At 62.5% G+C, this 12,585-nt stretch carries 13 protein-coding genes; 2 read left to right on the top strand and 11 right to left on the bottom strand.

Annotation, left to right across the window (positions count from 1 at the left end):
- Positions 1 to 17: 17 nt before the first annotated feature.
- From ACNOHI_RS20210 to ACNOHI_RS20170, 9 genes are all read right to left on the bottom strand, one after another.
- Positions 18 to 920 carry a succinylglutamate desuccinylase/aspartoacylase family protein gene (locus tag ACNOHI_RS20210; protein ID WP_420476505.1) on the bottom strand — a complete coding sequence of 301 codons (903 nt, stop codon included), beginning with the start codon at positions 918 to 920 and terminating at the stop codon, positions 18 to 20.
- 247 nt (positions 921 to 1,167) lie between these two features.
- Positions 1,168 to 1,374, bottom strand: coding sequence for a hypothetical protein (locus tag ACNOHI_RS20205; RefSeq protein ID WP_420476504.1), 207 nt, complete (start codon positions 1,372 to 1,374; stop codon positions 1,168 to 1,170).
- A gap of 136 nt (positions 1,375 to 1,510) precedes the next feature.
- Positions 1,511 to 2,524, bottom strand: coding sequence for a Bug family tripartite tricarboxylate transporter substrate binding protein (locus ACNOHI_RS20200; protein WP_420476503.1), 1,014 nt, complete (start codon positions 2,522 to 2,524; stop codon positions 1,511 to 1,513).
- A gap of 93 nt (positions 2,525 to 2,617) precedes the next feature.
- Positions 2,618 to 3,148, bottom strand: coding sequence for a DUF2939 domain-containing protein (locus tag ACNOHI_RS20195; protein WP_420476502.1), 531 nt, complete (start codon positions 3,146 to 3,148; stop codon positions 2,618 to 2,620).
- A 229-nt stretch (positions 3,149 to 3,377) separates the two neighbouring features.
- Positions 3,378 to 4,304 (bottom strand): CysB family HTH-type transcriptional regulator, encoded by a 927-nt coding sequence (locus ACNOHI_RS20190; RefSeq protein ID WP_420476501.1) that lies wholly within the window; start codon positions 4,302 to 4,304, stop codon positions 3,378 to 3,380.
- Between the two features lie 11 nt (positions 4,305 to 4,315).
- Positions 4,316 to 5,383, bottom strand: coding sequence for a sulfate/molybdate ABC transporter ATP-binding protein (locus ACNOHI_RS20185; RefSeq protein WP_420476500.1), 1,068 nt, complete (start codon positions 5,381 to 5,383; stop codon positions 4,316 to 4,318).
- Between the two features lie 2 nt (positions 5,384 to 5,385).
- Positions 5,386 to 6,291, bottom strand: a complete 906-nt coding sequence (cysW, locus tag ACNOHI_RS20180; RefSeq protein WP_420476499.1) for a sulfate ABC transporter permease subunit CysW — start codon at positions 6,289 to 6,291, stop codon at positions 5,386 to 5,388.
- A 1-nt stretch (position 6,292) separates the two neighbouring features.
- Positions 6,293 to 7,159: a sulfate ABC transporter permease subunit CysT gene (cysT, locus tag ACNOHI_RS20175; RefSeq protein WP_420476498.1), complete on the bottom strand. Its 867-nt coding sequence runs from the start codon at positions 7,157 to 7,159 to the stop codon at positions 6,293 to 6,295.
- 155 nt (positions 7,160 to 7,314) lie between these two features.
- A complete protein-coding gene (locus ACNOHI_RS20170; RefSeq protein WP_420476497.1) occupies positions 7,315 to 8,199 on the bottom strand; it encodes an MBL fold metallo-hydrolase in 885 nt (294 codons plus the stop codon).
- Between the two features lie 204 nt (positions 8,200 to 8,403).
- Between ACNOHI_RS20170 and ACNOHI_RS20165 the strand changes: the two genes are divergently transcribed.
- Positions 8,404 to 9,765, top strand: a complete 1,362-nt coding sequence (locus ACNOHI_RS20165) for a sigma-54 interaction domain-containing protein (protein WP_420476496.1) — start codon at positions 8,404 to 8,406, stop codon at positions 9,763 to 9,765.
- A gap of 251 nt (positions 9,766 to 10,016) precedes the next feature.
- Positions 10,017 to 11,444, top strand: coding sequence for a cytochrome c oxidase accessory protein CcoG (gene ccoG / locus ACNOHI_RS20160; RefSeq protein ID WP_420476495.1), 1,428 nt, complete (start codon positions 10,017 to 10,019; stop codon positions 11,442 to 11,444).
- Positions 11,445 to 11,450: 6 nt separating this feature from the next.
- On the opposite strand, the gene ACNOHI_RS20155 is transcribed toward ccoG, so the two are convergent.
- Both ACNOHI_RS20155 and ACNOHI_RS20150 read right to left on the bottom strand, forming a co-directional pair.
- Positions 11,451 to 12,320, bottom strand: coding sequence for an EAL domain-containing protein (locus ACNOHI_RS20155; RefSeq protein WP_420476494.1), 870 nt, complete (start codon positions 12,318 to 12,320; stop codon positions 11,451 to 11,453).
- Positions 12,321 to 12,342: 22 nt separating this feature from the next.
- Positions 12,343 to 12,558: a TOBE domain-containing protein gene (locus ACNOHI_RS20150; RefSeq protein ID WP_420476493.1), complete on the bottom strand. Its 216-nt coding sequence runs from the start codon at positions 12,556 to 12,558 to the stop codon at positions 12,343 to 12,345.
- Positions 12,559 to 12,585 lie beyond the last annotated feature (27 nt).

Raw genomic sequence — 12,585 nt, 5'->3', positions numbered from 1 at the left:
GCAAATCCGCTGCGGGATCACGCCCCCGGAAACTTCCCCGGCGTGCCAAAGAAGAACCATTCATCCCCCGTCGCAGCACTCGCCTTGGGCAGGATGACATGCCCATCCTCCGGCGCCACGAGCTCGCCCTTGGGACCGCTGGCGAGGACGTCCCCGCGCGCCACACGGTCGAAGTGCTGCCATGGCTTGACGAAGGCGACATCGGCGTCCTTGTAGAAAACGCTTTTCATCCAGACGCACTGCTGCGACGCAAGGGCGACACCAGCGTCGAGCGAGCGTGCCGCCGCGCAGTCGGGCGCGAGCATGTCGAAATGCGCCAGTGCCCTGAGGATGGCGCGATATCCGACGTCGGCCGCGTCGGCATTGTGGTGATGGCCGCATTCGAGCGTCACCGCCAGCGCACCGTTCGCACGGGCGTATTCGGTCGTTCCCTGCGATTCCTTGTCACCGCCCTTTCCACCGCTGCCAAAGGCCTCGGCCCAGCCGCAGACGAAGTCGCGCACGCCGAGTGCGCGCGCAAAGTCGACCTCCTCCGGCCGTGACTGGGATCCGCCAAGGAAAACGAACGGGCCGCCTTGCGAGGCGTAGGAATGCAAGTCGAGCAATACGTCGGCGCGGTCGAGAAAGCCGCAGACCACCGGATCGAGATGGTCTTCGTAGTGCTTCTTCTCGTCCTTCGGGTAGAGATAGCGGTTCAGGTTGCGTTCGACGAAACGCGTTTTCTGCGCATAGGCGCGCGGATTGGCGATCGGCATCAGCTGCAGGGTGCCGCGTTGCAGGACGACGACACCGCTGTCGAGATCAGACATCAGGCGCGTGATGGCGGCCGGTCCGCAAATTTCATTGCCGTGCACGGCGCCCATGACGGCGAGCGTCTTGCCGGGTGCCAGAGTGTGGTGAAAGACGGTTTTTACAGTCATGACGTAGCGGAAACGGAGATAAGTCGAGACGGAAGTCTCTCATGACGTGCCGCAAACCTCAATCGCCCGTGCGCGGTAAACGCGCCGCGCGCTTTGTGTGGGACAGAGTGAATGTAACAACGCCGCGCTGCTGGAACCGTGCGCGGCGTTATCCAAGGAGCCAGGACAAAGAGGAATCGCTGGCCTTGCCCCATCTGCGGGGGCCTGCTACCCGTTGCGTGTCGTCGACGGGTCGGCAGAACAACGTTTACAGGGTATCGGCAATCGCCCGAACTTTTGCCATTTCTTGCTCGGACACGCGGCCGGTATGCGGCACTGCGCGGACCATTTCCATGGATTTGGTCAGGATTTCAAGAATCATTGCCACCGTGGCTCCGAGCGTGCGTTGGCTCGACGTCGTGGTCCTTTTGTCAGCCACCCGTGCATGGCTTAATGGGTGTGCTAGTGCGCTCATGGCGTGCCTTTCAGAGTAAGTGCGTTTGAAGACACCACTCTATGCCACCGTCACATGGATTCCCACTTCTGTCTGGTGTTACCTGACATCACTGGTCCTTATATGTGTCGGCTCGGCACGCCGCGCGACGCCGGCGCTATTCGATCTTCACGCCGGCTTCCTTCACAACCTCCCGCATGCTGCCGTGATCCTTCTGCAGCAGCGCCGAGAACTTCTCCGGTGACATTGCCTGCGGTTCCGCACCTTGCGCGTGGATCGCATTCTTCATCTCGGGCGTCTCCAGCAGCTTGTTCACTTCGCCATTGAGGCGTGCGACGACGTCTTTCGGCGTCCCGGCCGGCACGAAGAGGCCATACCAGGTGCTGACGTCGAAGCCCTTGTAGCCCGATTCCGCGACCGTCGGGACGTCGGGCAGCGACGTGCTCCGTGTAGCGGATGTGACGGCCAGGGCGCGCAGCTTGCCTGCCTTGATCTGGCTTAGCGCGGAGGGAACCGACGACAGCGCGAGGTCCAGCGTTCCGCTGATGGCATCGACCATCGCCGGGCTCGATCCCTTGTAGGGCACATGCACCAGCTTGATTCTGGCAGCCGCGTTGAGCTCTTCACCGGCGAGGTGGATGGTGGTGCCGTTGCCGGGCGAACCATACGTGATGGTGCCGGGAGCGCCGCGTGCCGCGTTCACCACATCGGCCAGCGTCTTGAATTTGGAGTTGGCGGCGGTGACGATGACCACCGGCGTGTAGGCGACGTGCGCGACAGGCGTGAAATCCTTGAGGGGGTCATAGGCGAGGCTCTTGTACAGCCACGGCGCAACCGCCATGTTGTCCTTCTGGCCCATCACGACGGTATAGCCGTTGGGCGCGGCCTTGGCTGCTTCGGCCAGGCCGATGGTGCCGCCCGCGCCGCCGCGGTTGTCGGCGACGATGGTCCACTTGTTGGTCTCGGCGAGCTTGTTGGAAACGATGCGCGACAGGATGTCGGTGCCGCCGCCCGGAGGGAACGGGATGATCATCTTGATGGGATTGGCGGGCCAGGTCTGCGCTTGGACGGCAAATGCCCCGCAGGACAGCGCGACGGTAGCGAGCATGGTCTTGATCAGGGCGCGTCTTCCGTGGCGCGTGGCGGATGCTGTTTTGGAGGTGATGTGCATGGGAGTCGTTGCTGGGTTGAAACGGACTGGTTGTCGATGATGGTTTGAGCCGGGGGTTATTTTATTGTTCATTCGGGGATGTCTGCAGGACCCTCAACTTTCGGGAAGTTCGACCTCCGCCAGTTTCCAGCTCCATGGGCCTGTGCGGATGAGGATGAAGCTGCCCTCTTCCTCGGCGGCACCCGCGCCACGGAAGGCGACCTTGTTCCATCCGCGATATGTTGCCTTCAGGTCGGCCGGTGGTGCTTCCGCCGAGGGCACTTTGGTGATGGCGCTCGAGATGACCGCGCGCGTGATTCTCGGTGTGCCCTGGTTGATCATTTCGATGACGCCCGGTGCACCGAGCACGACGTCGAGCGCGGTACCGGTGAGTGTTCCCAGGATGCCTTCGCTTAATGCACCGAGGAGACTTTCGCTGTCCTTCTTCGTGCTGGCAAGCATCTGGCTCTTGAAACTTGCGTGGAGGGAGGGGTAATCGACATGGGACGAGAAGGCGTTGTAGTCGCGGGACTCGATGGCGGAACGCATGCGGTGGAGGATCCACCAGGGGCTGAGGATGCTCGTGATAGCGAGTGTGACGACAATCGCGAGGGTGATGAGGGTGATTTTTCTTTGGGGTTGCATGTCCGTTTGCATCGCTGTGACCATGAGAGATGGTTACGGAATGATAACGGTTTATGCCTGGTCGCAAGTGATGGAGGGGCATCGTGCGATGCCTTCAATGTCGAAGCCTCCTGTATGCGGGAAGCTACGTTTGGTTTATTGCAAAAAGCACCCCGTCATTCCCGCGAAGGCGCGAATGACGGGGGTAGTCAGTCATGCGATCGACCTCCTCTCCCGCTCACCTGCTCTCTCAGCCAGCCGCACTCAACGCCGTCTCAATATCCGAGCGTCTCAAACCCGGCGCAAAGCGCAGGATGAACTCATAGGTATAAGCCCGAAGATACGCTCCCCGCCGCACTGCCAGACGGGTAACGTTGGGGGCGAACAGATGCGCCGCTTCGATTGCCTTCAGCCCAGGCGCAAGGTTGTTTTCCACCGCCATCGACGCCACGATGCCCACTCCCAGGCCAAGGGACACATACTGCTGGATCACATCCGAATCCATCGCCGTCAGGACGATGTCCGTGTCGATGCCGGCTTCGGCAAATGCATCGTCGATATGGCTGCGGCCGGTGAAACCGACGTCGTAAGTGATCAGGGAATGCGCAGCCAGGTCGGCAAGCGTGACCGATCTCAGCTCCGCCAGCGGATGGGATTCCGGCACGACGACCATGTGGCTCCAGCTGTAGCACGGGAAGGACACCAGGTCCTCGAACTGGCTCAAGCCCTCGGTGGCGATGCCGATGTCGGCTTTCCCGGACATGACCCATTCGGCAATATGTTCCGGCGAGCTTTGCTGCAGGGCGATGCGCACATCCGGGAAGGCATTGCGGAAGGCCTGCACCACGTGCGGCAGCACGTAGCGCGCCTGGGTGTGGGTGGTAGCGACGGCCAGCGTGCCGCTGCGCTCGCCGGCATATTCGCGGCTGGCCTGGCGCAGGTTTTCCGCTTCCAGCAGCAGGCGTTCGATGATCTGCAGGATGCCCTTGCCGGGGTCGGTCAGGCCGGTCAAGCGCTTGCCGTTGCGTTCGAAAATCTCGACGCCCAGTTCCTCTTCCAGTTCGCGGATCTGTCGGCTCACGCCAGGCTGGGAGGTGAAGAGCACATTGGCGACTTCGGTCAGGTTGTAGCCACGGCGGGCGGCTTCGCGAACCGATCGTAATTGCTGAAAGTTCATGCTATCTCCCGTCAGACCGCTTCGTCGACGAAGACGCGCAGGCGCCTCGGACGGACGATGAGCGCTTCGCCTTCCTGCAGCGCGAGCTGCGCGTAGCGCTCGGTGGAGATGACCGCTTCGATCATCTGGGCATTGTCGGCGCGCTCAAGTTCGAGCTGCGCCAGCGGGCCGATCGCGTGCGCGCGGCGCAGGCGGGCAACGATGCCTTCCGCGTCGGCGGTATAGCGCTCGACTTCGATGTCGTGCGGGCGGACAAAGCCGACGCCTTGCGCATCGCGTGCTTCCGCGTGGTCGGGCGCGTCGAGCGTGACGCCGCCGGCGTCCAGCACGCCTTCGTGCACGCGTCCGTGGAACAGGTTGACGTTGCCGAGGAAGCCGTACACGAAGGGCGATGCCGGCTGGTTGTACACCTGGTCCGGCGAGCCGATCTGCTCGACCTTGCCCTTGTTCATCAGCACGACCTGGTCGGCAACTTCCAGCGCCTCTTCCTGGTCATGGGTGACGAAGATGCTGGTGACGTGCAATTCGTCATGCAGGCGGCGCAGCCAGCGGCGCAGTTCCTTGCGCACCTTGGCATCGAGTGCGCCGAAGGGTTCGTCCAGCAGCAGCACGCGCGGTTCGACGGCCAGCGCGCGGGCCAGCGCAATACGCTGGCGCTGGCCGCCGGAGAGTTGCGGCGGGTAGCGGTCCGCCAGCCAGTCGAGCTGCACCAGCTCCAGCAGCGACATCACTTTCTTGCGGATCTCGGATTCGGAGGGGCGCTGGTTGCGCGGCTTCACCCGCAGGCCGAAGGCGATGTTCTCGAACACGGTCATGTGCTTGAACAGCGCATAGTGCTGGAACACGAAGCCGACCTGGCGCTCGCGCACATGGCTGCCCGACGCATCCTCGCCGTCGAGGAAGACCTGGCCGGAATCCGGCTGCTCCAGTCCGGCGATGATGCGCAGCAGGGTGGTCTTGCCGCAGCCGGAGGGTCCGAGCAATGCCGTCAGTTCGCCCGGCGGGAAATTGAGCGAAACGTTGTCGAGTGCTACGAAACTGCCGAAACGCTTGTTGATGTTCTTGACGTCGATTCCCATGATTACTGTCCCTCGTGTAGCGGTTGCAGGTTGCTGTCGGCGGCGCGCCATTCGACGAAGGTCTTGAGCGCGAGCGTGACCAGTGCGAGCAATGCGAGCAGCGATGCCACCGCGAACGCAGCCGCGAAGTTGTATTCGTTGTAGAGGATTTCCACCTGCAGCGGCATGGTGTTGGTTTCACCGCGGATGTGGCCGGACACCACAGACACCGCGCCGAACTCGCCCATCGCACGGGCGTTGCACAGGATCACGCCGTACAGCAGGCCCCACTTGATGTTGGGCAGCGTCACGTGCCAGAAGGTGCGCCAGCCGGACGCGCCGAGGACCAGCGCGGCCTCTTCCTCTTCCGTACCCTGCGCCTGCATCAGCGGAATCAGTTCGCGCGCGACGAAGGGAAAGGTCACGAAGATGGTGGCCAGCACGATGCCGGGGACGGCGAACAGGATCTTGATGTCATGCTCGCGCAGCCATTCGCCGAACCAGCCCTGGGCGCCGAACAGCAGCACATAGATCAGGCCCGAAATCACCGGCGACACCGAGAACGGCAGGTCGATCAGGGTGAGCAGCACGTTCTTGCCGCGGAACTCGAACTTGGCGATGGTCCAGGCCGCGGCGACGCCGAAGACCAGGTTGAGCGGCACGGCGATGGCGGCGGTAAGCAGCGTGAGCTTGATGGCCGAGATGGCGTCGGGCTCGACGATGGCAGCGAGATAGGCATCCCAGCCTTTGCGCAGCGCTTCGGAAAACACGGCCGCCAGCGGGACGAACAGGAACAGCGTGAGGAAGGTCAGCGCAATCCCGATCAGCAGTGCGCGCACCCAGAAGGGTTCGACAGTGGCCGCCGGCGCATAGGCGGGTTCAGCCCGCGCCGGTATGGAAATCGGTAGGGTTGCAGCAGCTCCGGCCATATCAGACTTTCTCCGCCCGGCCGCGCTTGCGGGTCCAGGCTTGCAACAGGTTGATGGTCAGCAGCAGGACGAAGGACACCAGCAGCATCACCACGGCAATCGCGGTGGCGCCGGTGTAGTCGTACTGCTCCAGCTTGGTGATGATGAAAAGGGGCGTGATCTCGGACACCATCGGCATGTTGCCGGCGATGAAGATCACCGAGCCGTACTCGCCGGTGGCGCGGGCGAAGGCCAGCGCGAAACCGGTCAGCAGTGCGGGCAGGATGGTCGGGAAGATCACTTTTGCAAATGTCTGCAGGCGGTTGGCGCCGAGGCTGGCGGCGGCTTCTTCCAGTTCGCGTTCCGCTTCCTCCAGGACAGGTTGCACGGTGCGCACGACGAATGGCAGGCCGATGAAGGTCAGCGCCACCAGCACGCCGAGCGGCGTGAAGGCGACCTTGATGCCGAGCGGTTCGAGGTAGCGGCCGATCCAGCCATTGGCCGAGTACAGCGCCGTCAGGGCAATGCCGGCGACGGCGGTCGGCAGGGCGAACGGCAGGTCCACCAGTGCGTCGATGATTTTCTTGCCCGGGAAGCGGTAGCGCACCAGCACCCAGGCCACGATGCCGCCGAAGAAGACGTTCAACAGCGCGCCGAGCAGCGACGCGCCGAACGTCAGCTTGTACGAGGCGACCACGCGCTCGTTGGTCACCGCCGTCCAGAATGCCTCCCAGGTCAGCGTGAAGGTCTTCAGGAAGACGGCCGACAAGGGGATCAGGACGATCAGCGCCAGATAAGTCAGCGTAAAACCGAGCGCCAGCCGGAAGCCCGGAATGACGCGCACGGCGTTGGGGCGCCTTGCCTGCGGTGTGATTGAAAGTGTGGTCATACCCGCCCTTATTACAAATTCAGCTAATGAAGGGCGATATTTGCATCCTCTCGTTATAAAAAGAACGATTTTTTTCGCATGATCTTAGAACGAATTCGGATAATGTAATAACAATGTACTTACGTATCAACATTGTTAGTACATGGAGTCAACACTCAAAGCGCATCCAACGGAATCTTGAGATACCGAATGCCGTTCGACTCCGGTTCCGGGAATTGCCCTGCACGCATGTTGACTTGTACCGACGGCAACATCAGCACAGGCAAATCCAACGTGGCATCACGCGCCGACCGCATGGCGACGAACTGATCCTCGCTGATGCCGTTACGGACGTGAATATTCGATTCACGCTCGTCGGCCACGGTCGTCTCGTACTGCGCCTCCCTGCCGCCGGGCGGATAGTCGTGGCACATGTAGAGGCGGGTTTGGGGCGGGAGGCTGAGCACGCGGTTGATCGACCGGTACAGGGTGCGGGCATCGCCGCCAGGGAAATCGCAACGCGCCGTACCGAAATCCGGCATGAACAGGGTGTCGCCCACGAAGGCGACGGTTTCATCCCCGTCCCCGACCACATACGTCATGCATGCTGAGGTGTGGCCGGGCGTATGCATTACACGGCACGCAAGCCCGCCGATGCTGAACTTCTCTTCGTCGCCGAACAAGTGGTCGAACTGGCTTCCGTCGTGGGCGAAGTCATCGCCCGCATTGAACAGGCGGCCGAATACCTGCTGCACGGCAGTAATGCCGCGGCCGATGCCAAGCCTGCCGCCGAGCTGCCGTCGCAGGTAATCGGCAGCGGTCAGGTGATCCGCGTGAACATGCGTCTCGAGGATCCATTGCACGTTGGCGCCCAACTCGCGCACGCGCGCTGCCAGCCGATCCGCGGAGACGGTATCGGTGCGCCCCGCCTTCGGGTCATAGTCCAGCACCGTGTCGATCAGCGCGCACTGCCTCGACGAACGGTCAAGGACGATATAGCTCACCGTCCCGGTTGCGGTGTCGTAGAAACCTTCCACCTGAAGATTGCGGTTTGCATTCATGTTTGCCTCCCTTGCCGCGCGTCGGCAGGCAAGCAACTGCAAAACGCATACCACGTCGCATCCGGCGGGCGTGACAAGCCAAGGCCTTGATCGGCATCAGTTTTTTTCTTTCCGCGCACACCGCACCGCCCAAAGTCCTGACAGTGTCAGCATTTCGTGACAGTATTGGCAGCACACAGGCATAAGGCCTTGAACGGAGTCCGCATGCAAACGCCGGCATCCTCTTCTGAAAGCATCCATCCACTGCGCACCGCGCCGCAGGTCCAGGCATTGATCTCCTTCCTTGAACAGGAAGCGCAGCCGGTGATCGTCCTCGACACCGACTACAACATTCTTGCTGCAAATACCGCCTACCAGCGGCAATTCGGCATGACGGAGCGGACCTACGTCGGCCACAAGTGCTTCCGCGTCTCCCACCGCTACGACATGCCCTGCGACCAGGCCGGCGAACACTGTCCGATGAAAAAGGCATTCGAAAAGCGCGGACCCGATCGCGTAATGCATATCCACCATACGCCGCGCGGCCCCGAGCATGTAGACGTCGAGTTGAGACCGATCATCGACGACCGGCACGACGTCGTCGCGTATGTCGAAAGACTGTCGATCGTGCGCAGTGCGTCGGCACGCCCGAGTGCCGAAGGTCTGGTCGGCTGTGCGCCAGCGTTCAACGAAGCGCTGACCGCCCTGCACCGCGTCGCGCCTTCGATGCTGCCCGTACTGCTGCAGGGCGAGTCCGGCACCGGCAAGGAATTGTTCGCCCGTGCAGTGCACGAAGCCAGTGCACGCACCCGCGGTCCCTTCGTGGTGGTCGACTGTTCCGGCCTCACCGAAACGCTGTTCGAAAGCGAACTTTTCGGCCATGAAAAAGGGGCGTTTACCGGCGCCAACGTCCGCAAGCACGGACTGGTGGAAACGGCGCAAGGTGGCACGCTTTTCCTCGACGAAATCGGCGATGTACCGCTGGCCATGCAGGTCAAGCTGCTGCGCCTGATCGAGTCGGGCACCTTCCGCCGGGTGGGCGGCGTGGAAACCTTGCGCGCCGATTTCCGGCTCGTCGCGGCCACCCACAAGCCGCTGAAGGAAATGATGGCGGAAGGCCTGTTCCGGCAGGACTTGTATTACCGGATTAGCGCCTTCCCGATTCATCTGCCGGCGCTGCGTGAACGCGCCGACGATATTCCTCTGCTGGTGAAGTCGATGCTCGAGCGCAGTGCCGGTATCGGGCGGACCGCGGTGGACCCGGAGGCGATGAAGCGGCTACAGGCCTACCCCTGGCCCGGCAACGTGCGCGAACTGCGCAATGTGCTCGAACGCGCGCTGCTCTTTGCCGACGACCATGTGATCCGGCCGGAACACCTGCCGCCTGACCTGAACATGCAGCCATTGCATATCTACGCTTCGGCGCAGGCGCCCTACTTTCCTTCTCTCAGCAAGGCGGTGCCGGAAGACGAGGCGATCCGCCGAGCAGCGGCGGAATTCGGGGGCACTCGTCGCGAGCTCGCCGCCGCGCTGGGCGTGAGCGAGCGTACCTTGTATCGACGGCTGAAGGCGCTTGGGGTTGACTGAGCAAGTGCGCAAAGATTGCATGTCATTCCCGCGAAGGCGGGAATGACGGGGAGAGGTTCTGGCACTGCCACACTGCCAGTGTGGCAGAACAAGCCGACAGACCATCCTCCCCTCCGTCGCCGTCTGTCGCGCAATCCGCCGGTTAATCACTGAATTCCAGCCCGCGCAACCCGCGGATCGACTGGCACGCATGTTGCCTTCGCTCGGGATAAGGGGTCATTACACGAAACCCGAATCCCAAGGTGCCAATCATGCCCACGTCCAATCTCAAAGTCGTCCCCATCAAGCCCGCCGAGCCGAAGGCCGTCGAGCAGCGACTCTACGAAGCACGCAAGAAGATCTATCCCCGAACCGTGCATGGATGGTTCGCCGGGTGGCGCTGGATCATGGTGGGCATCACGCAGGTGATTTTCTATGGCCTGCCGTGGCTGTCGTGGAACGGCAGGCAGGCGGTCCTGTTTGACCTTGAAGCGCGCAAATTCCATCTCTTCGGCCTGATTTTCTGGCCGCAGGACTTCATCTACCTCACCGCGCTGCTCGTGGTCTCCGCACTTTCACTTTTCCTGTTCACCGCCATTGCCGGGCGGCTGTTCTGCGGTTATGCCTGCCCGCAGACGGTGTACACGGAAATCTTCCTGTGGATCGAACGCAGGATCGAAGGGGATCGAACGGCGCGCATCCGTCTCGACCAGCAGCCAATGTCGTTGCACAAGTTCGGTCTGAAAACCGCCAAGCATGCTGCCTGGCTGGCGGTGGCGGGCTGGACCGGATTCACCTTCGTCGGCTACTTCACCCCGATCCGCGGACTTGCCGCGCAGGTGGCGGCGTTCTCCCTCGGACCGTGGCAAACCTTCTGGATCTTCTTCTACAGCTTCGCGACCTACGGCCAGGCCGGCTTCATGCGCGAACAGGTGTGCAAGTACATGTGCCCTTACGCGCGCTTCCAGAGTTCGATGTTCGACAAGGACACGCTCATCATTACCTATGATGCGGAACGCGGCGAACCGCGCGGCGCGCGCAGCAAGAAAGCGAATCCGACGGCAATGGGACTGGGCGACTGCATCGACTGCAACGTGTGCGTGCATGTCTGCCCGACGGGCATCGACATCCGCAAGGGCTTGCAGTACGAATGCATCGCGTGCGCCGCCTGCGTCGACAGCTGCAACGATGTCATGCAGAAGATGGGTTACGACAAGGGCCTGATCCGCTATACAACGCAGCACGCGATCACCAACGGTCTTGGGCGACGCGATATCTGGCGCCGGGTACTGCGCGTGCGCACCCTGGTCTATTCCGCGATCCTGCTTGGCGTTACCCTCGCCGTCGGCCTGTCGATCGCCCACCGCACGCCGCTGAAGGTCGACGTGATCCGCGACCGCGGCATGCCGCGCGAAGTGGATGAAGGCGCGATCGAGAACGTCTACCGGCTGCAGATCATGAACACCGATGAGCGCCCGCATCGGTACCACGTCGAAGTCAACGGCCCGCCCGGCGTGTCGATCTCGTCTGACACGACCTTCGAGGTAAGCGGCGCCACCACCAAGGCCATTCCGGTGCGCGTGCGGGTGCCTGCCGACGCCGGGGCGCCTGGTTCGAACCCGGTATGGTTCCTCGTACGCGATACGGAAAACGCCGACCTCCGCGTCATGGAAAAAGGCGTCTTCCTGATTCCGAAATAAAGCCGGTCAGGCCGCCGCCCGCGGTATTGGCGCGGGCGGCATCGGCTTTCCAGCAGCCTGCGACGGACCCGGTAGCGATGACGACGGCAAGTCCCAGAGGAAACCCTGCGCGTAGATCGGCAGGCCGCTGACCGCGGCGAGCCTGCGCAAGGTATCCAGCGTGTCCGCATGTTCGACGCGCTTGAAGATCACGCGCACATTCCGCGCCGCGCACCGGTCGAGCAGGCGCAGGGCGGGGCCGTCGTGGAGCGTCTGCCGCGTATCGACCTTCACCACTTCCGGCCGTACATGGTCGAGCAGCTTGAGCGCCTCAAGCGAGTCCACCGCATTGACGCCAATGCGAAAGCCGTTGCGGCGGTAGTTGTCCGCAACATAGTTGGCCAGCCAGCCTTGGTGCTCGACGATCACCGGCAACTGCAGCAGGATGCGCTCCTGCGGAAGATCCAGCACCTTGAGGATGCGGCTGAAAGCGGTGCCATGGTTTCCGTCCACCGCGGCCAGCAGCCGGGCATGGACACTCAGGTAGAGATCGCCGCCTTCGGACTCCGGCTGGCGGAAGAAATTGATCGCATGCAGCATGCGGCACAGCCGGTCGAGCTCGACCGATTCGTCATCATTGGCGGCATGGTCGAGCAGCTTCCACAGACAGAGGCCCTGGTCCGAGCCGGAATGGCTGCGGGCGAATCCTTCGTATCCGATCACCTCGTTGCCGTCCAGCCTGCGGATGGGCTGGAATGCACTTGTCAGCGTGGAGTTGAAGTAGCGTCCGGTCGCGCGTCCGTCCGCATCTTTCCAGACACGGGTACCCGCCTGCGCCGTGCCGTACAGGCGGGACAGATAGTGTTCCAGGCCGGGATAAGGAATGGCAGCAGGCATGGCAGGGCCTCCGTCCTCGAAATCAGAGCTTTGCGATCGATACTTCCGTCGCCTTGACCAGGGCGACGACTTCGACGCCGGGCTCGAGCCCGAGGTCGCGTACCGAGCGGGTGGTAATGACGGAAGTCACGATGCCGGCCGGGGTCTCGACATCGACCTCGGAAACGACGGGGCCGTCGATGATGGCCTTGACCTTGCCGCGGAACTGGTTGCGTACATTGATTGCCTGGATGCTCATGATTTCTCCTCTAAGTGAGCGGTTTCA

Origin of the sequence: Noviherbaspirillum sp. ST9 (assembly GCF_048799745.1) — a bacterium.
In the GTDB taxonomy this organism is placed as follows: domain Bacteria; phylum Pseudomonadota; class Gammaproteobacteria; order Burkholderiales; family Burkholderiaceae_D; genus Noviherbaspirillum.
This window is presented reverse-complemented; position numbering and strand designations above follow the sequence as displayed.

Bases quoted from the DNA above. Each gene is read 5' to 3' on its own strand.
- ACNOHI_RS20200 (WP_420476503.1), bottom strand. From the start codon at position 2,524: ATGCACATCACCTCCAAAACAGCATCCGCCACGCGCCACGGAAGACGC.
- ccoG (WP_420476495.1), top strand. From the start codon at position 10,017: ATGCCCACGTCCAATCTCAAAGTCGTCCCCATCAAGCCCGCCGAGCCG.
- cysW (WP_420476499.1), bottom strand. From the start codon at position 6,291: ATGGCCGGAGCTGCTGCAACCCTACCGATTTCCATACCGGCGCGGGCT.
- ACNOHI_RS20195 (WP_420476502.1), bottom strand. From the start codon at position 3,148: ATGCAACCCCAAAGAAAAATCACCCTCATCACCCTCGCGATTGTCGTC.
- ACNOHI_RS20210 (WP_420476505.1), bottom strand. From the start codon at position 920: ATGACTGTAAAAACCGTCTTTCACCACACTCTGGCACCCGGCAAGACG.
- ACNOHI_RS20205 (WP_420476504.1), bottom strand. From the start codon at position 1,374: ATGAGCGCACTAGCACACCCATTAAGCCATGCACGGGTGGCTGACAAA.
- ACNOHI_RS20155 (WP_420476494.1), bottom strand. From the start codon at position 12,320: ATGCCTGCTGCCATTCCTTATCCCGGCCTGGAACACTATCTGTCCCGC.
- ACNOHI_RS20170 (WP_420476497.1), bottom strand. From the start codon at position 8,199: ATGAATGCAAACCGCAATCTTCAGGTGGAAGGTTTCTACGACACCGCA.
- ACNOHI_RS20190 (WP_420476501.1), bottom strand. From the start codon at position 4,304: ATGAACTTTCAGCAATTACGATCGGTTCGCGAAGCCGCCCGCCGTGGC.
- ACNOHI_RS20165 (WP_420476496.1), top strand. From the start codon at position 8,404: ATGCAAACGCCGGCATCCTCTTCTGAAAGCATCCATCCACTGCGCACC.
- ACNOHI_RS20185 (WP_420476500.1), bottom strand. From the start codon at position 5,383: ATGGGAATCGACGTCAAGAACATCAACAAGCGTTTCGGCAGTTTCGTA.
- cysT (WP_420476498.1), bottom strand. From the start codon at position 7,159: ATGACCACACTTTCAATCACACCGCAGGCAAGGCGCCCCAACGCCGTG.
- ACNOHI_RS20150 (WP_420476493.1), bottom strand. From the start codon at position 12,558: ATGAGCATCCAGGCAATCAATGTACGCAACCAGTTCCGCGGCAAGGTC.